Annotated in this window: 12 protein-coding genes and 3 pseudogenes; 3 read left to right on the top strand and 12 right to left on the bottom strand. The window is 56.1% G+C overall.

Annotated elements, in window-relative coordinates:
* Positions 1 to 45: 45 nt before the first annotated feature.
* The 9 genes and pseudogenes from CAter10_RS20130 to CAter10_RS20075 all read right to left on the bottom strand — a co-directional run bounded on the left by CAter10_RS20130 (position 46) and on the right by CAter10_RS20075 (position 11602).
* Positions 46 to 1725: a SulP family inorganic anion transporter gene (locus tag CAter10_RS20130; protein ID WP_061534838.1), complete on the bottom strand. Its 1680-nt coding sequence runs from the start codon at positions 1723 to 1725 to the stop codon at positions 46 to 48.
* 105 nt (positions 1726 to 1830) lie between these two features.
* Positions 1831 to 2046 (bottom strand): hypothetical protein, encoded by a 216-nt coding sequence (locus tag CAter10_RS20125; RefSeq protein ID WP_128083151.1) that lies wholly within the window; start codon positions 2044 to 2046, stop codon positions 1831 to 1833.
* A gap of 163 nt (positions 2047 to 2209) precedes the next feature.
* Complete coding sequence (locus tag CAter10_RS20120) at positions 2210 to 2596, bottom strand: transposase (RefSeq protein ID WP_061537460.1); 387 nt, start codon at positions 2594 to 2596, stop codon at positions 2210 to 2212.
* 139 nt (positions 2597 to 2735) lie between these two features.
* A complete protein-coding gene (locus tag CAter10_RS20115) occupies positions 2736 to 4289 on the bottom strand; it encodes an IS3 family transposase (RefSeq protein WP_082798003.1) in 1554 nt (517 codons plus the stop codon).
* A gap of 232 nt (positions 4290 to 4521) precedes the next feature.
* Positions 4522 to 4920 carry an outer membrane protein assembly factor BamE gene (locus CAter10_RS20110; RefSeq protein ID WP_164840473.1) on the bottom strand — a complete coding sequence of 133 codons (399 nt, stop codon included), beginning with the start codon at positions 4918 to 4920 and terminating at the stop codon, positions 4522 to 4524.
* 77 nt (positions 4921 to 4997) lie between these two features.
* Positions 4998 to 5171 (bottom strand): annotated as a pseudogene (locus tag CAter10_RS24695) (YadA C-terminal domain-containing protein); the annotation flags it as partial.
* Between the two features lie 33 nt (positions 5172 to 5204).
* Positions 5205 to 9662, bottom strand: a pseudogene (locus CAter10_RS22625) (ESPR-type extended signal peptide-containing protein); the annotation flags it as partial.
* 537 nt (positions 9663 to 10199) lie between these two features.
* Positions 10200 to 10604: a transposase gene (locus CAter10_RS20080; RefSeq protein WP_061534831.1), complete on the bottom strand. Its 405-nt coding sequence runs from the start codon at positions 10602 to 10604 to the stop codon at positions 10200 to 10202.
* Between the two features lie 122 nt (positions 10605 to 10726).
* Positions 10727 to 11602 (bottom strand): OmpA family protein, encoded by an 876-nt coding sequence (locus CAter10_RS20075; RefSeq protein WP_082798001.1) that lies wholly within the window; start codon positions 11600 to 11602, stop codon positions 10727 to 10729.
* Between the two features lie 458 nt (positions 11603 to 12060).
* Between CAter10_RS20075 and CAter10_RS20070 the strand changes: the two genes are divergently transcribed.
* The 3 genes from CAter10_RS20070 to CAter10_RS20060 all read left to right on the top strand — a co-directional run bounded on the left by CAter10_RS20070 (position 12061) and on the right by CAter10_RS20060 (position 16402).
* Complete coding sequence (locus CAter10_RS20070; protein ID WP_061534829.1) at positions 12061 to 12804, top strand: response regulator transcription factor; 744 nt, start codon at positions 12061 to 12063, stop codon at positions 12802 to 12804.
* Positions 12805 to 12915: 111 nt separating this feature from the next.
* Positions 12916 to 14076, top strand: coding sequence for a FecR family protein (locus CAter10_RS20065; RefSeq protein WP_061534828.1), 1161 nt, complete (start codon positions 12916 to 12918; stop codon positions 14074 to 14076).
* A gap of 7 nt (positions 14077 to 14083) precedes the next feature.
* Positions 14084 to 16402: a CHASE2 domain-containing protein gene (locus CAter10_RS20060; protein ID WP_061534827.1), complete on the top strand. Its 2319-nt coding sequence runs from the start codon at positions 14084 to 14086 to the stop codon at positions 16400 to 16402.
* Positions 16403 to 16452: 50 nt separating this feature from the next.
* Here CAter10_RS20060 and CAter10_RS20055 read toward each other — a convergent pair whose 3' ends face one another.
* The 3 genes and pseudogenes from CAter10_RS20055 to CAter10_RS20045 all read right to left on the bottom strand — a co-directional run bounded on the left by CAter10_RS20055 (position 16453) and on the right by CAter10_RS20045 (position 18730).
* Complete coding sequence (locus CAter10_RS20055) at positions 16453 to 16911, bottom strand: helix-turn-helix domain-containing protein (RefSeq protein ID WP_061534826.1); 459 nt, start codon at positions 16909 to 16911, stop codon at positions 16453 to 16455.
* 989 nt (positions 16912 to 17900) lie between these two features.
* A pseudogene (locus CAter10_RS24640) lies at positions 17901 to 18347 on the bottom strand (ImmA/IrrE family metallo-endopeptidase); the annotation flags it as partial.
* Positions 18348 to 18352: 5 nt separating this feature from the next.
* Positions 18353 to 18730, bottom strand: coding sequence for a helix-turn-helix domain-containing protein (locus CAter10_RS20045; RefSeq protein WP_061534824.1), 378 nt, complete (start codon positions 18728 to 18730; stop codon positions 18353 to 18355).
* Between the last annotated feature and the right edge of the window lie 122 nt (positions 18731 to 18852).

The following is an 18852-nucleotide window of genomic DNA, read 5'->3' as shown; positions in this document are numbered from 1 at the left end:
TCCACCATGCGCGAGTGCTTATTCTCTGGATTGGCTTGCGATTGTTTAGGCTGTCATTTGCTGATCTGCCAGCGTCAAATGCACGGCCTCGGCAACGCTCAGGGCGCTGAGAGAGGCGGCCGGAAATGCAGGCTCGACAGCATTTTTCATGATGTCGTAGACCGGATCCTTGAGGCGTGCGAGCAGCAGACGCAGACCACTGGCGCTGACGAAACTGAAAAAATCATGCAAGCCTTCCAGACTGGTGCTGTCTAGGTCGGGCGATTCTTCCAGGCTGAGGATGACAGTGTGCAGGCCGGAGGCAGCGCTGATGGAACGGCGCGCTTGGCTCAGGATGCGTTCGGCATTGGCAAAGAACAGCGGCTCATTGGGGCGCAAGATGATGATGCCAACTACTGCTTGCGCTTCTGGATGAGTGCCTATATTGACGAAATCATGACTTTGTCCGAGTCTTCCCAGCACCGAAATGGTCGATTGAGAAAACTGTCGCAGCATCATGAAGATGCTGATCGCGATCGATACCAGCAAGCCGTCCAGTACACCCAGCAGCAATACCGCAACTACCGAGGCAATCACCACCAGGCGATCGCGGCGCCATTGGAAGTAGGGACGGAACACCATCGGATTAAGAGTATGGCTGACCGCATGAATCACGATCGCCGCCAGAACAGGTTCCGGCGTCAGGGCTATTCCCGGCAGCAAGGTCAGCACGATCGCCAGAATCACCAGCATCGCCACCCAGCCGGACAAGCTCGAAGTGGCGCCGGCCGCTTCATTGGCGGAGGTGGCGGAATAGCCGGCGCCGACCGGCATGCCGTGGAACAGGCCGGACAGCAGGTTGGAGGCGCCCAGCGCCAGCAGATCGCGGTTGGGCGCGGTGGTGTCGCCATGCTTGATGGCAAAACTACGAATCGCGCCATACGATTCGGCATACAGAATCATGCCCATGGCAAAGCCCAGTTCACCCAGACGCAACCAGTCGGCGCGCGACAGCACGGGCAGGGTCGGCACCGCCAGCTGCAGATGGATGCTGCCGACCAGGCCGACGCCATATTGCTGCAGATTGAGCCACTGGCCGGCGGCGACGCCGATGACGATCACCAGCAGCGCGCCCGGCACCCGCCGCAGCCGCGCAAACAGGAACAGCAGGGCCAGCGCCGCCGCCATGACGGCGACGCTGATCCAGTTCCAGCGGCCGGCCTGCGCCAGCATTTCGGGAATGAAGCGGGTCATGTCGCTATGTTCGGGATGGACGCCGACCACGCCGGCGAACTGCTTGAGAATGATGACGATGGCCAGGCCGAAAGCAAAGCCGCGCAGCACCGGCTTGGCGATGAAGTCGGTGACGCTGCCCATGCGCGCCAGTCCCGCCAGCAGGAAAAACAGGCCGGTGATCATCACCAGGCCGATCGCCAGCGTCATGCGCAAGCCGATGTCGCCGTTCGCCATGGAGGCGGTGGCTGCCGCCAGCACTGCCGCGGAGGAAGAGGTGGCGGAGACGATCGCAAAGCGGCTGCTGCCGAACAGGCCGTAGCACAGCAGGCCGGCGAACAGCGCGATGACGCCGGTTTGCGGTGGTAGATTAGCGATACTGGAATAGGCGACTGCCTCGGGTAGCAACAAGCCTGCAATCGACAGGCCGGCAATTAAATCCGCTAGATATATCCTTTTGGCGGGTTGTGGTGATACAGACGGATCGGCTTGTTGTAATTGTGAAGGTGCCATGCGTCATCTCAATTCTCATTTGGTGCTATGGATTTATATATCGTTTTCACGGAGGAACGACCATTTACAACGCAGCACATAGGTACATGCAACTGGAAAATCTACTTAAAGTGTCCAGTTGAATGTCGCACGGCGTTCCTTTGCGGCTTCTAATACATCTTCGAGCATGCGACGCGCCTCGACTTTCTTTCGCTTGATGGCCGCGTAATCTTCCTCCATCGTCATGGTGATGACCCTTAGTTCATTGAGGTTGGGTGTACCACTAGCATTACTTTTATCAAATTTGGTCATAGATAAGACCCGCAAAATAATTTTATTCAATCAGTACATCTGCCGCATGATGACGATTTATTGAGGACTTCACTACAGCGGACAAGCCAACATAGTTAGTCACTTTTCATACTACGATTGCTGTGTTGTTGCGAATAATATTTAACCGGCAGAACCACAAATGCACTCCCAATTTGGCGCCGCGGAAGTACAGCTATGGTCGCGCAATGTCAGCGCTTGCACCGATTTCCGAATGATTTTTTCGGCGACCATATATTATTAATTTCCTCTGCGTCGCACGTTGGCTATACACGTCGCCGCAGCTGGCGATTTGTTCAAGCATCAGCAGTAACTCTTGATTGTCAATGTTACTATTTGTCAGACTGCGCCAAAAGCCGGCTGTATTCCAGCGTCGGAAACGCATATACACCGTACGCCATTTACCGTACTTCTGCGGCAGATCAGACCACTCACACTGATTTAACGTGACGCAAAGTACCGCTTCTATGAACAACCGATTATCTTTGCAATGAATGCCAGGAACCTTGCGTCCTTCGATCAAGGGCTCCAGTATTTGCCATTGATCGTCACGTAAATTCATTGGGTCTTTCTGCATTTAATCAAATATGGCAAAACAGCGATGCTAATGAAACTAGCAATACACAGACATGAGGCGGCAGGTGACATTAGTTGATGATCACCACCGAAGCAGCGTTTGTCAAACTAGTTGTCGCGTCATCTCAAGCCGCCTGCTTTAATGCTTCTGGCTGAATCCGTTCCGGATTAAGCCAGACCTGGTCGTCCAGTTTCCAGTTCCTCGTATGTTGCGCCCATCGCTGGGGATTCCGACGCTTGGCCTCACGATAAACCTGTTCACGCTGCTTCAGAATGGCCTCTGCCTGTCCGTTGTGGCGCTGCGCCGGTGTGACAAACTTCAAGCCGCTGTGCTTGTGATCCTGGTTGTACCAACGCACGAATTGCTGTGTCCATACTTGCGCTTCTTCCAGACTGCCGAACGGCTTGTTCGGGTAATCAGGACGGTACTTGCAGGTGCGGAACAGCGACTCTGCGTAAGGATTGTCGTTGCTCACACGCGGCCGACTAAACGACGCTGCCACGCCCAGATGCTCCAGGGTGGCAAGCATGGTGGCACCCTTCATCGGACTGCCGTTATCCGAATGAAGCACCAGCTTGCGTCCCGCCAGTCCTTCCGCCAAGCTGGTGCGGCGCATTAAACGCGACGCCAGCTCTGCCGATTCAGCCGTGTGCACTTCGTGGCCGACGATCTTGCTGCTGAAGACGTCGAGCATCATGTACCAATAGTAATATTGCCCTTTCACTGCTGCCGGCAACCAGGTGATATCCCAGCTCCACACCTCGTTCGGACCGCTGGCGCAATGACTGGTCACCACGCGGTTCGATGGCTTCTTCGCCCGGCCCCGATGATGCTGCTGCGACGCCTGTTTCAAGACTCGGTAGAAGCTCGATTCCGACGCCACATACTCGCCCCTGTCCGCCAGCGTCGGCACGATCTGGCTTGGCGGCATGCTGGCAAATTCCTCGCTGTTGGCAACGGCCAGAATCTGCGCGCGCTCGTCCTCGCTCAGCTTGTTTGCCGGCGCGGGCCGCATATTGGTCGTGCGGCTGTCGGCGGAAACGGCATCATCGCCATCGCGCACCCAACGCTGAAATGTACGCAAGCTTAGATTGAGCTCGGCACATGCCTTGTGCAAGCGGCTGCCAGCCGCTGCGGCTTCGCGAATCAACGATACACATAACAGGCGATCTGGGACGCTGATCAGTCTTCCTCTTTGTCCCCCAGATCGCCTGGGCTTTTTTCGCAGAATCAACAGCGCGGCGGCTTCCGTCAGGGCTTTCTCTTTGCGAAGCAATTCCTTTTCCAGTTGCCGGATGCGTTTCTTGTCACCTTTCGATTGCTCGCGCTGACCACGCGCCTGTTGAGCTACGCTCGCATTGGCCGAGCTGCAAGCAGCCCGCCACGCAGCGATCTGCTCGGCGAACAGGCCCTTGCGGCGGCAATACTCGGCCAGCTCGACCGCGTTCAACGCCGCTGTTTCAAGCACGACTGCAAACTTGTCTTCTGAGGTCCATTCCTCAGCATTTTTCCCACTACCCGGCACTGGCATTCCTTGATTCCGAAGTTGACGGCGCCAAGTATAAAGCGTTTGCTCGGTGATACCGCTCTCACGAGCCAGTTGAGAAACCAGCTTGTTCTCCGGCGGCATCATCCGCCTCATGAGTGCTTCTTTTCGTTCTGCTGAATACTTCTTCACTCGTTCTTCTTTTGCCCGCCCCCGGATATGATTTCAATCAATCAGATGACGCGACAACTATTCTGACACCGGGGGCGGCGTTTGACGTTCAGGATGTTAGCCTCATGACAGATGCTTGCATCCGTCATGGTCTGTTTCGTTACCACTGGAAGCCGGCGCCTACCCCGGCCGGCAATCCGCTTCGTGCTCATGAATCCGCCGGATCGCCACTCCGGTTTTTTGAAAATGTGAATCAAGGCGTACCTGTTTTTGCAATATCTTCGCATTCCTGCCGATTCCAGTAAGTGCTGCGAAGCAGCTTGCCGTCGTCGTATTGCACCAGGTATTGACACGTGACGATCTCGCCGCCGCGCCGGAAATGGAAAATATAGTTCCAGGTCTTCACGCCAAAAACGCCTTCGCTGAAGTGCGGCGATCCCAGCAATTCACGCACCTGGTTTTTTGTCAGGCCGGGAGCGACATTGCGCAGGTTTTCAAGCGATACGAAACTGCCTTCCTGCAGATAGGCAGAGGCAGGATCCGGGAAACTGACGGCTTCATCTTGCGCCGATGCAGCGCAGGCGGCCGTCAACAGCGCGCCTGCGAATGCAGCTGTGCGCATGCCGCGCAGCGTGTTCGATTGTTGTTTCATCTTTTTCTTCCTGCAAACGCGTTGAGCTGCTTGACGCCATGGCTTGTCCGATTCGGCGCAAGCCATGGCTTTCATCGTTACCACTGGAAGCCGGCGCCTACCACGGCTCCCGTCTTGCCGCGGCTGTTCGATGTTGCGGCAGCCTTATAGACCCAGCGTCCATTTTCGGAAACCGTCGATATGCCCAGCGCCAGTCCGGTCTGCCCTTGATAAGTACTGCCCGCCAGCGACACCATGTTCATCCCGGGCGAGGTTGGCTGCGGCAATCCGGCAACAGCCATCGCCGCGGCAGTGCCGCCGTCGGCGTCGCGCCGGTTGGAATCGACCGTATTCTGCAGGCCCTGGACGCGGCTGTCGGTGTACTGGTTCGATTGCGTCACGGCATTGCCGATTCCTGCATTCATCTGCGAGACATTGACCGCGTCGGTAGGATTGACCCCTGCAGCGACATTCGTGACGCGGCGTTCGTTGCCGGCGGACCCGACCGACATCGTGTTGGCTTCGTTCGCTACCGAATTAGCGCCCACCGCAACTGAATTGCTTGCCGTCGCCTGCGCTCCCGCGCCAACTGCCGTGGCATTGGCCGCAGTTGCAGTAGCAGCCGCGCCCAGCGCGGTTGCGCCGGCAGCATTGGCCACCGAACCCTGGCCTGCCGCGGTCGAATTCTGGCCGGTAGCGACTGCGTTGGTGCCTACCGCCAGTGAATTGGATCCGGCTCCGCCGACAGCGCCGGCGAATACGTTGCCTTCGCTGGAAGCAATCGGCGACCTGGCGGCCGCAATTGCGGTGGAAGCCGAGGTCGACAGCGATGTCACATTGCTGTTGGTCGTGCTCAGTCCGGTTGACAGCGAAGTGATGCCGGTCGAGGTGGAGGTCGACAGTGATGCCACGCTGCTGTTGGCCGTGCTCAGGCCGGTCGAAGTCGAGGTAGATAGCGATGCGGCATTGCTGTTGGTCGTGCTCAGGCCGGTCGAGGTCGAGGTTGACAGCGATGCCACACTACTGTTCGTTGTGCTCAAACCGCTCGAGGTAGACGTTGACAACGATGCCACATTGCTGTTGGTCGTGCTGAGGCCGGTCGAGGTCGACGTTGACAGCGACGCCACACTGCTGTTCGTTGTGCTCAAACCGATCGAGGTAGATGTTGACAGCGATGCCACGTTGCTGCTGGTTGTGCTCAAACCGGTCGAAGTAGAGGTCGACAGCGAATCAACATTGCTATTCGTCGTGCTCAGACCAGTAGAAGTCGAAGTCGACAACGATGCCACGTTGCTGTTCGTAGTACTCAGGCCGCTCGACAGTGAACCGACATTGCCGTTGATCGTGCTCAGGCCAGTCGAAGTAGATGTCGACAGCGATGCCACATTGCTGTTGGTCGTGCTCAGGCCAGTAGAAGTCGACGTTGACAGCGACGCCACGCTGCTGTTGGTCGTGCTCAAACCGGTCGAAGTAGAGGTCGACAGCGAATCAACATTGCTATTCGTCGTGCTCAGACCGGTAGAAGTCGAAGTCGACAACGATGCCACGTTGCTGTTCGTAGTGCTCAGGCCGCTCGACAGTGAACCGACGTTGCTGTTGATCGTGCTCAGGCCGGTAGAAGTCGACGTTGACAGCGACGCCACGCTGCTGTTGGTCGTGCTCAAACCGGTCGAAGTAGAGGTCGACAGCGAATCAACATTGCTATTCGTCGTGCTCAGACCGGTAGAAGTCGAAGTCGACAACGATGCCACGTTGCTGTTCGCAGTGCTCAGACCAGTCGAAGTCGATGTCGACAGCGATGTCACATTGCTGTTTGTTGTACTCAAGCCGGTCGAAGTCGAAGTCGACAATGAGCTCACGTTACTGTTGGTTGTGCTCAAGCCGGTCGAAGTCGAAGTCGACAATGAGCTCACGTTACTGTTGGTTGTGCTCAAGCCGGTCGAAGTCGAAGTCGACAATGCGCTCACGTTACTGTTGGTTGTGCTCAAGCCGGTCGAGGTCGAAGTCGACAATGAGCTCACGTTACTGTTGGTTGTGCTCAAGCCGGTCGAGGTTGACGTCGACAAGGAATCTACATTGCTGTTGGTTGTACTCAAGCCGGTTGACAGCGAGCCAAGCTGCGAAGTGACCGAACCTACCGACGAAGACAGCGAAGTCAGCGCAGTATTGGTTGCGTATAGCTGCGAACCGTTAATGGCGTCGGTGCTGGTAGCGCTGATCTGGCCTGCAGCCACATTGGTAACTTGACGCTCCGATCCTGGCGCACCCACGCTTACCACGCTGGCAGGGTTGGCACCGGCAAAATTGTAGGTCTGTCCGCCAATCACGGCACTCGCGGTTGGATTCGGCGCCGCGGTGACGGAATTCGCACCCAAAGCCACGGCATTGTTATCGACGGCGACGGCGCCGGTGCCAATGGCGACAGCGTCGGTACCGCTGGCTATCGAATCGACGCCGGTCGAATTGGCATGGAAGTATTTGATGCCTTGGCTGTTGATGCTATCGATCGCGGCGCCAACATTATTCACCGTGCTGGTAGTGCCATTGGCGTTGTACATGGTGTAAGACGGCGCACTGATCGCGCCGGTCGCCGGATCGTAAGACGCGCCGCCGCCGAGCGCAGAGGCTGTACTGTTGCCCAAGGCATTTGTATTGGTCTGTATTGTGCTGATACCGGTCGATAACGATGTGATGCCAGACGATGTCGAGGTCGACAGCGACGCAACGCTGCTATTCGTTGTGCTCAAACCTGTCGAGGTTGAAGTCGACAACGAAGCCACGTTGCTGTTGGTAGTGCTCAGGCCGGTCGACAACGACGTGATGCCGGTCGATGTCGAGGTAGACAGCGATGCAACGCTGCTATTCGTTGTACTCAAACCGGTCGAGGTTGAAGTCGACAACGAAGCCACGTTGCTGTTGGTCGTGCTCAGGCCGGTCGACAGCGACGTGATGCCAGTCGATGTTGAGGTCGACAGCGATGCCACGTTGCTATTAGTCGTGCTCAAGCCAGTCGAAGTTGACGTCGACAGTGATGCCACGCTGCTATTAGTCGTGCTCAGGCCAGTCGAGGTCGAAGTCGACAATGAAGTCACGTTGCTGTTGGCTGTACTCAGGCCGGTTGACAGCGATGTAATGCCGGTCGATGTCGAAGTCGACAGCGATGCCACACTGCTATTGGTCGTGCTCAGGCCAGTCGACAACGACGTGATGCCGGTCGATGTCGAGGTAGACAGCGATGCCACACTGCTGTTCGTCGTGCTCAAACCCGTCGAGGTTGAAGTCGATAACGAAGTCACGTTGCTGTTCGTGGTACTCAAGCCTGTTGAAGTGGATGTCGACAACGAAGAGACGTTGCTATTTGTCGTGCTCAATCCCGTCGAAGTTGACGTCGACAACGAAGTCACATTGCTGTTGGTCGTGCTCAAGCTTGTTGATAACGAAGCGTTACCACCCGCTACTGAGCTCAAACCAGTTGAAGTAGATGTCGACAACGAAGACAGCTGACTGAAATTCACAGCATCAGTTGGATTCACACCCGCGGCCACATTCGTGAGAGTCACTGGCGCCGTCGCACCAACACCTCCCAAGGTAACCTTGGTGTGACTAGCATCGTCATATTGAACTGAATTGGCCAAGCCAGTCGATAAGGAACTGATTCCGCTCTTCGCTGTACTCAAGCCCGTCGAGGTCGAGCTCGACAACGAAGCCACGTTGCTGTTCGTGCTGCTGAGACCAGTTGACAGAGACGTGATGCCGGTCGATGTCGAAGTAGACAGCGACGCCACGCTGCTATTGGTCGTGCTCAAACCCGTTGAAGTCGAAGTCGACAGCGATGCCACATTGCTGTTGGTCGTGCTCAGGCCGGTCGAGGTCGATGTCGACAACGACGCCACATTGCTGTTCGTAGTGCTCAAACCAGTCGAAGTTGAAGTGGACAAACTAACAATATTGGAATCCAATGTGCTTGCCACAGTATAAAGTTGACTACCGTTAATGGCATCCGTACTGGTTGCGCCAATCAAGCCAGCCGCAACATTTTGGATCCGGCGCTCCGCCCCTGTTGCTCCTACACTAATCACACCGTTCGCAGAACTTGCGCCGGCAAACGTTCCGTATGTAGTTCCGCCGATTGTGGCATTACTGACGCTGCCGGTCCCACCGGTGGCTGCCGATGCCGCGCTGGTTGTAGTTGCAGAAGACCCTAGCGCCACCGAGCCGCCCACAGTGGCAGTCGAGCCATCACCTAAGGCTACACTACTGCTCGCGGTGGCTGTAGTGCCATGGCCGAGAGCGACAGAGGAGGCTCCAGAAGAATTCGCCTGAGCTCCGCCGGCGAAGGAGTTATCGCCCGATGCCCTCGCTTGGGGACCGACAGCTGCCGAAAAAAAGCCCGCGGCATTGGCACCCATGCCCACTGCTAACGCAGCTTGCCCAGTCGCCGCAGAAGCGTTACCGATCGCTAACGAATCCGGACCGCTACAATTGGCTGTGGCACCAAAGCTACCGGAAGCGCCAATGGCGATACAAGTCGGATCACTAGCTGTGGCAGAGCCGATAGTAAAACTTTGATCGTTGCCGCTGATAGTCGGCGCCGCTAGAACGGTTTCTGGCATGCTGACTAGCATCGTTGTACCAGCAAGCAATGTACTTAGTATTGCGTTTTTCGCAGAGCAGCTAGACTTCCCTGTACCCTTCGTAAGTTCTGACGCAACAACCCAATTGCCAAGTACCCGGCTATAAACAATTCGATAAATTTTATTCATTATTCCTCCAATACAATACTGTTTGAATAGTACATGGCCTTTAGGTATAGCGACCTGCCTTCAATCAAAAACAATCCAACTAAGCTTCCCTGAAATTTAGTCTTTCATCGGTACCGTAAAATAACGATACTTTGGAAGAGCTAAAAATGAAGAACATACCGAAACCAACATACACAAGGAATTCGGCATGGTCTGCGTTACGCTACACATGCGCTAACAAATGGATTTCCATACGAAAATTTATCAGGTACCAACTCAACGACGAATACACAGAACTTCACGGCAAGACTCTCGTCCGCCATCCCCCGCGTTGCCTATCATCCTGTGACAAGCAAGGAATCCGCCTTTTCAAGATCCGGCCCTGTTTCGCTAAATATCGATCAAGACAAATAGCGTCGGAAAATCGGAAACGCTGGTCCGCATACGTGCCAGCCGTTTGCTGCCAAGACGAAATTCCTGCCCATCTATTGTTAAGTTTTTTCAAGTAACATGGTTTGACAATTGAGCCGAAAAAAACCGACCTCACCCAACCTCCCGCTAAACGCCTTCGGACGGGACAATCTCCCCCCGGTACAGTTTTTTGTGCATACTCCTGCGCAGCCGCTGTTCCTTGCGTTGGGTGTAGAGGTCGGCATAATCCGCAATCTTCTCCAACATCCGCAACAGCTCAGGATCCTGAATCCTGCTCTGGGCCAAGAAGCGCCAGAAATTGCTCTCGGTCCAGCGCCGGAACCGCACGTAAGTCGCATTCCATTTGCCGAGTTGCGGCGGTATGCTTTGCCACAAGGCGTGGTTCGACACCACCCACAAAATGGCTTCTATAAACAAACGGTTGTTCCTGGCACAAACGCCGGGGTCGCTCGGTTTTCCGATCAGGTGCGACTCCAGCTGCAGCCATTGATCGTCACGCAGTTTCAATTTGTATTCTTGTATCTGGCTCATTGAAAAACTCTACTGAAATTTATTCCGATAATAAAATTACCGGAGCTTGAGGCACCTACATCGCGCCGTCGCAATCCGGAATGACACCCAGCCGACACAGGTACTCCAGATACGCTTGCACTTCACTCATCTCCAACAACCTCGATTTCAATGCGCCGGTTAGGCTGCAGGCAATTCAGCAGCGCCGTCGTTTTCACCGCCCCCGGACACTTCGCCAACGGCTGCCGGTCGCCCAGTCCCGCAATGCGGATGATCTTGGCGTCAATGCCTTGCTGCGCCAGCAATTCACTGACTGCGCCGGCACGTGCCAGCGACAGTTCCGTCTTGTATTCCTCTGAGCCGAGACGGTCGGTATACCCCGTCACAACCACGTAATAGAGATGCCTGAAATTGCGCTTGATGTCCGTTGCAAGGCGCTCGATCTTCAGGCGTCCTTCCGGCGACATGTCGCCCACCCTCCGGCCCTCTGCGCCAAACAAGCCATCCGTCCCGAACGCCAGTTTTTGCGGCGTCATCACCGCTTTCGCCTGGGCTGCCTCGACCGGCGGCGGTTCGACCAGCAACGCGCAATCCGGCTTGCGCCAGTACATGCCGTTGACGCGTACATTTCCGTCGAAACGCAACATATACTGGCAAACCACATCTCCCGCGCCCTTACCGCTACGAAGATGGAACAGATAATTCCATTCGCGGACGCCAAATACTCCTTCGCTAAAATGCGGCGGCCCCAGCAACTGGCGCACCTGGCCCTTACCCATGCCGATGCGCATCAGACGCAACGCTTCGGTGGTGGGAACCGTACCTTGCCGTAATATGGCGGAACCGGGATTGGGAAAATCGCCATCCTGCGGCGCAGCAAGACTTGCCGGTACCCGCTGCATCCCTGCCAGGTCTAAGTCGGCACAGCTGCAAAGCAGAAAAACCCCTATCGTTGCCGTGGATAGCAATACAGACGTCATTGCCATCCGCGAAATTGCAGGCCGATCTTGTTCAACCATGATTCCATCTCCTGAAATTGCCCCAACCAACCCTGACACTTCAGCTTGACAAAACTACTAGCCGCCTTGCCTTGAGTTTGTATGAGGCGATAATATTAAAAAAAAAATCTGCCGCGATCACTCTGCGAGAATTCATCAGAATTGCATTCTCTTTATGTCGACATTTTGTTGCGCAAATAAATTAAATGTCGCATTCTCTACTCAGCCGCCCGGGTTGGCGAGCGATTCTGATGAATTCTCGCGAGCCGGCCATGACAGCTTTCATGTTTTGTATAATCCTCTACCCGAAGCAAGAAGCAATAGTCGTGCCGCGCCGGATTTTCATGCCAGCGCATAGTCGTTTTCAGGCGCACAGAAAAACCGGCGCATGATAGAAGTTTGCAATTCCATACGGCCTTGCGGACTACAATCATGGCAACGGCCTTTCTCCACCGATCTACTTAACCGACTCCGTTCCGATGCGCATCGCCGTACTTGAAGACGAACCAAGCCAGATGGAATATCTGGTGCATACTCTCGAAAACCAGCTTGCGCTGGACGGCGAGAACGTCTCATGCATCACTTTCGAACGCGGCGAAGCATTACGACGGGCGCTGCGGCGCGAAACCTTTGACTTGCTGGTGCTGGACTGGAACGTACCCGACCTCGACGGCGTCGACCTGCTGCACTGGCTGCGCCGGTACCAGCAGAGCGAAACGCCGGTGATTATGCTCAGCTCGCGCTCATCGCAGCACGATGTCGCCAATGCATTGGGCATAGGCGCCGACGACTACATCGTCAAGCCGCTCCGGCCGCTGGAACTGGCGGCGCGAGTCCGGCGCCTGCTGCAGCGCAATCGTCCGGGACCCGCAACTTCACTGGAGCGCTACGGCAACTGGATCTTCGACCGGCCGTCGTCCAGCATCAGCGTCGAACAGGACGGAGAAAAACAGCGTTTCGAGCTGACGGAGCGCGAATTCCGGCTGGCGCTGGCGCTGTTTCGCAAACTCGGCCAGGCGGTCTCCCGCGCCTACCTGATGGAAAGCATGGGACACGACGGTGAACTCTCGACCCGCGCGCTGGACAGCCAGATCTACCGCTTGCGCGCAAAACTTGGCTTGTATGCCGCCCGCGGTTTGCGCCTGCAAACCGTTTATGGCCAAGGCTATCGACTAGAAACAACCGATGACGACAATCAAAATGCAACGCCACCCGCTGTCTGACGGATGCGATAGCGCAACGCCGGCCCGGCGCCCGGGACCGCTCTGGAATATGCTGCTGTTCTTGTTGATCGCGTTAGCGGCAGCGCATCAGCACAGCAAGGCCAGACCCATGTGGTGCGCCCCGGCGACACCTTGTGGGATCTCTCGCGCCAGTACAAGCACTCGCCGTTGCACTGGCAGGAAATACAAAAGGACAATGCCGTGCGAACTCCGGAACGCCTGAAACTCGGCCAGGTGCTGCTGTTGGGCGGCGCCGTCGCGATCGTATCGGAGCTGGCCGGTTCGGCGTGGATCAAGCGCGGCAATACGCCGCAACGACCGTTGGCGCGCGGCGCAGGCGTTCAGCCCGGCGATGTGCTGGTCACTGAGCAGGACGCATTCCTGAGCATGACCCTGGCCGACGGCAGCCATGTCGTGATGCCCTCCAGCAGCGCCCTCAAGGTGCTGGCGATCAACGGCCAGCTGGTGCGCTTTGAACTGCTGAACGGGCGCCTGGAATCGCATGTCGAAAAGCAGAACGGCAAACATTTCGAGATCCGCACCAAGTCGGCCGAACTCGGGGTGCGCGGCACGTATTTCCGGGTGCGCGACGAAGATAATGTGGTGGCAGTCGAAGTGATTGAAGGCAAAGTGGCGGTCGGCGAAGTGGCGGCCGACCCGCGCAATCTCCTGCTTGGCGTCGCACGCGGTTCCTTGCTGGCCGGCAGCGACGCCATGCAGTCGTGCCAACTGCTGCCGGCGCCGGAACGGCTGGAAAGCGCGATTGACGGCGATATCCTTGCTGCGCCGATGGCGGAGGCCAGCGGCTATCGCCTGCAGCTCGCTCGCGACGACCGTTTTTTGCAGTTGATCCATGAACAAATCTCCAGCCAGCCGCGCTTTATCCTGCCAGATACGCTGGCCCCGGGCTTCTTCCACTTGCGCCTGACTGCTCTCGATCAGCGCAAACTGGAAGGCTTGCCTAGCGACAGTACTGTATATGTCGCCGCCAGCGCCTCTCGCCGCAGTGGCGTGGAGAACCTGGGGGATGGCCGCTATAAGGTCCGCTGGCCAGGGCGCTCCGGACAAAAGTACCGGTTTGAACTGGCCCGCACCACCGAATTCTCACCGTTGCTTGCCGAAGATTCGGCATTCTATGGCAACGGCGTGACGGTAGGGCCGTTCGCCGTGCCGGGCAAATATTATTGGCGCAGCGTTGAAATCGACAGTAATACGGGAGATCTTGCTGCCGCGCCGTCTTTCAGCGGCAGCTTTGAAGTGCCAGCCCCCTGAGGCGCCGATGAAGCATCGCTTCCTCATCGAATGGGCGCTGATAGCACTGTTGCTGCCTCCGCTCATGGCATGGCTGGGCCAGCAGCCGGGCCTGGTGCAAGCCGATCTGGCGATTTATGACAAGCTGATCAAGCTCGACGTGCACGAACCGTCGCCCGAGATACTGCTGATCGGCATTGATGAGCGCAGCCTGAACGAACTGGGTCCATGGCCCTGGCCCCGCAACCTGCATGCGCAACTGCTGGAACGCCTGTCGCACTATGCACCGCGCGCAGTCCTGCTCGACCTGTTTCTCGATAAGCCAGGTCCTGCACCTGAAGCGGACCGGGAACTGGCGGCGGCGATGTTAAAACTGCCGGTTTTCCTTCCGGTACGCTATGCCGAGCCGGCCGACGGCACGATCGGCCCGGCTAGCTTCAGTCTGCCGCTGGCCCAGTTTGTGCGCAACGCCAAGGGCGTCGGTCACGCCAAACTGACTCCCGACGCCGACGGCATCGCACGGCGCCTGTTCTATCAGGAAAGCGTCGCCGGCAACCTGCAGTCCTATGTCGGCGAGCTGATGGTGTCGACCCTGTCCACTCAATCCGGCACCCTTCTGCAAGCTCCCGGCGCCAACGCTTGTCGACGTCGCGGGCCGTTCGGTTTTGCGCTTGCGGGCGCATCCAAAACTTATCGCACAGTACCTTATGTCAGCGTCTTGCGCGGTGAAGTCCCCGCAGAATTCTTGCAAGGGAAAATCTTGCTGATCGGCGCCGTGAGCGATTCCGGCCTGGGCGACGACGTGCCGGTCGCGGGCGTAGGGCCGCAGATGCGTATGTCGGGCCTGGAACTGCATGCGAACGCCATCGATGTGTTGCAACAGGGCCGCGCAATCACCTTTGCCCAAGGCCGGCTACTGTTCGCATGGATCGCCTTTCCGATCCTGCTTGTACTTCTGCTGTTCCTGCATACGCCGCGTAACGCCTTGTCCTTCGCCTGCTGTGTGGCGGCAGGATGGCTGCTGTTGTGCGTGATCGGCCTGATCTGGGGCCATAACTGGCTTCCGCCGACTGCGCCGATACTTGGAGTGACCCTCGCCTATTCCCTTTGGAGCTGGCGCCAGCTCAATGCCCTGCTGCTGTTTTTCGGAGAGCGGGTCAACACCCTTAACGCCATCCCGGCCGGGGCTTTTGAGCCCGCGTCTAGCAATATGCCGCTGGCGCTGTATACCGTCGAAAACCAGACGCTGGCATTGGACCGCGCGATAGACCGCCTGTCTCACATGCACGCCTTGCTCAGCGAAGGCTTGTGGCAGATGCCGGTGGCTGTGCTGATCTGCCAGGACGACGGCGGCATCAGCCAGAGCAACTCCGCGGCGCAATTGCTGCTGGCGCCGGCTCAGCCGCCGTCCGACGTGGCGCATGATCCGCTGCGCGGACATAGCCTGCCATCATTGCTGCACCAGATCGCCGGTAGCCATCCGCAGCAGACAGTTCACTGGTCGCAAGCCTTCAGCGGCGAATACACGACAGCGCAGGGCAAGGTGTTCAGGCTGCGTAGCGCCCGACTTGAGGGCAGCACCGGCGCCCCGCGCGCCTGGCTGGCCGTGCTCCAGGATCTCACGATCGAACGCCTGACCCAACGCAAGCGCGAGCAGTGGCTCAGCTTTGTCTCGCACGACCTGCGCAGCCCGCAGGTGTCGATCCTGAGCCTGCTGAATCTGTACGAGCAGCCCGGTTCCGGCATCGGCGTGGCGCGCCTGGTCCACGATATCCGGCGCGAAGCGCAACGCACGCTGAGACTGGCCGAAGGCTTCATGGACCTGACCGAGGCCGAATCCGGCGATTACCGTTTCACGGAGACCGAGGCCGGCGCCATCATGCTGGATGCCATCGACCAGGCCTGGCCATATGCGAAAGTACGGGGAATCTCGCTGGTACCCACGCTAGGCGAGGATGATTGTCCGATCCGGGTAGATCCGGTAATGCTGACGCGCGCCCTGCTCAACCTGCTGAACAATGCCATACGCCATAGTCCGGCGGGAGGTACGGTCAGCCTTTGCCTGAATATAGCTGCCGATAACACCGAAGTGGTGCTGGCGGTCAGCGACGAAGGCGAGGGAATCTGCGCATCAAGGCTGGCGCAGCTGATGTCAAGCGCCAACCTGGCGCGCGAGGCAGCGCGCGAAGATGCGGAACTGCCGGCGCGCAGCCGCGGCCTCGGACTCTCGGTGGTGCATGCAGTGGTCAAACGGCACCAGGGCTGGTTCGATGCCCATAGCGCGCCAGACGCAGGGGCAACCTTCCTGATCGGCTTGCCATTGCTCAACAACGACAAATTCAAGTAGATAGTTTCACTCAAGAAAATGAGTCAAAATTCGAACACGAAGACCACGCTTCAGTACAGTTTCATGATTATTTCACGGTTAATACATTGATAAAATTCAAACGCTAACAGATAAGAAAAATTCTGCGTAGATATAACAGGTAATTCGCCCGCATTCATAAAGTAGAAATGGAGTTTGCAACATTTGACATTTAAACCGTAGTTAATTAACATCGAAAATCTGGACGTTGACACTCGCTGCCCAGTATTTGCAGTGATTAGAATTGAGTTACGACCATGCCGGTGGCAGACTCTCAGAATTGCGACTTCTTTTCTGACCCGGACGATGTCTAAACCAAGTTGGTCGCAAAGGGCAATCAACGTGTTCATCTCGACATTAGTGACGCCGGCTTCCAACCCCGAAAGCGTGTTCCGGTGAACGCCGCTGGCTTTGGCCAATTTCGTCTTGTGTTTCTTCTGGTGCACTCGCTCGGCGCGCAGGCTCTGACCGATTTGAAGGAGGGTTGTCATGTCATTTAAAAAAATGCTTGTTTAAACAGGCATATAGCAAATATGCACAGCATAAGCAGCATTTGCCACAAATCAAGAATTTCTCTTTATTCCTAACATTCCTAAATATGCCCAACATAATATGCAATTACATTTAATGCATATTATGTTGTGCATTATATTCGATTGCAATAATAGCAACGTAACAGGTTGCGTCGGCCGCAAGTGCTCATGCAGGCCTTGAAAAAGCCGTTTTCCAAGCATTCACGTCCTTGGTGCCGAGCAACCCGCAAATATGATCGAGCATGGCGCCGATAGATTTCATGGTGCCTCCGATAGGTAGTCGTTCTTGACGATGAGAGCGGCGTTGTGTGTCATGCCGATGACTCTTCGGAGATTTCGTACGGTGAACTGCTTGCCGCCAACACGGCGCTGATGACGGTGTACGTCATGAAGGCAAGCCTGAAGCAACTGTGGCAATCCTCTGGTGACAGGTCTAGCATGCCGAGGTACACGAGGTAACCTTCGGCGGTGGGCCGGTATCTCAACGTTCCTTCCGATAGCGGACGAATGTCATTCAATCGGCATTACCGTCGGCTGCGCTTTCCTGGCCATGGCAGTTCCCCGGTCAATTCACTCAGTCCATCATTTTCATAGGTAGTGAGCCGAGTCCGGGATACTTCGACATCTGAAATATCGTCTTCGTCGCACCAGAGGAGCGAGACAGTTTGATCAAAGCGGGCATAGTGCCGTGACATTTCCCAAAGATCGCGATCTTTCTCCCAGTCGCTAAACCAAATATCTTGTGCCACTTCTTGGGTGGCGCTGCCATTGACTTCATCAGCGCGCAGGCGATGTGCAACGGAACCAGTGGGAACAGGCGATTTCGGTGCAATCCAGGCGCCAATTTTGCGCAGTGATAGAGATCTTGACGCATATCGAATTATGCTGCGATCAATTGTGACAAAGGCGCACGGCAAATCTGTCACGGCAGCAAATCGGGATCCTGCGGCGGGAAATGACGTTCTAAATTCGGAAGCAAGAGACTCAATCAACTCTTCAGAAGGTTCTCCCTCGTCTCGAATCTTTGCCCTGAATATATCGTAAGGCATCAACAGTTCAGCAGCAAATACATCACACCAAGTTTCGTTGATATCGCGTTTGGCGTAGCCCCAGGAGGGAATTTCATCGTGTTGGGAAACAAGCCCCAGCACAATGTGGGCAATTTCATGACAAATGGTAAAGCGTTGCCGCTCCGGTGTCTCAAGTGAGTTCACCGTGATTCGCGGTTGGCCTTTCACGTTAATTGTGTACCCGGACTCCCCGTCCTCGAGTTCTTCAAAGCCAACTTTTGCTTTGGCCGCATCAACATATGCGTTCAGGTCAACATGAATATTGGATGTGTCGACCGATGCTACAAACTGTCTGGCTTTCCAAAGAACATCGGCTTCATCCATATCATTCAATCTTCAAACGCGCGTTTGACACGAGCAATGAGTGTGGCCGGATCGGGACGGCCTGTTCCGCGGTGACGAACACCAGCGGCGGCCATGAAAATCTCCGGATCGATTGTTGCATCTTTCAAAGTGTACAACACGAGTTCGGGATCTGCTTCCGGATGATCGACTAGCCATTTTGCGATCTCGTTTTCCCGATCGGTCGGCTTAAGTACTCGCAGGAGCTTGGTAAAGACCTCCGATGAGGGCGATTCCTTTTCCCCTGTTTCCAGACGGTGTACGTATGCATGATCCGTTGACGATAATTGACCTACTTCACGCAACGACAATCCGCGATTTTCGCGAAGCTGACGAAGCAATATGCCTAATCCAGATTGCGGCATAGAAAACTCCTTGACAAAAATGAAAAGCTAAACTAGCCTGTTGTCCATGCAGACAACGGAAGTTTTAATTGATTCTATGCAATTAGAGCTATGAAAAATAAAAATACGTTGTTTATACAGAC

Source organism: Collimonas arenae (assembly GCF_001584165.1).
Classification (GTDB): domain Bacteria; phylum Pseudomonadota; class Gammaproteobacteria; order Burkholderiales; family Burkholderiaceae_D; genus Collimonas; species Collimonas arenae.
Note: the sequence above shows the minus strand (reverse complement) of the source record. Positions and strands in the feature narration are given on the sequence as shown.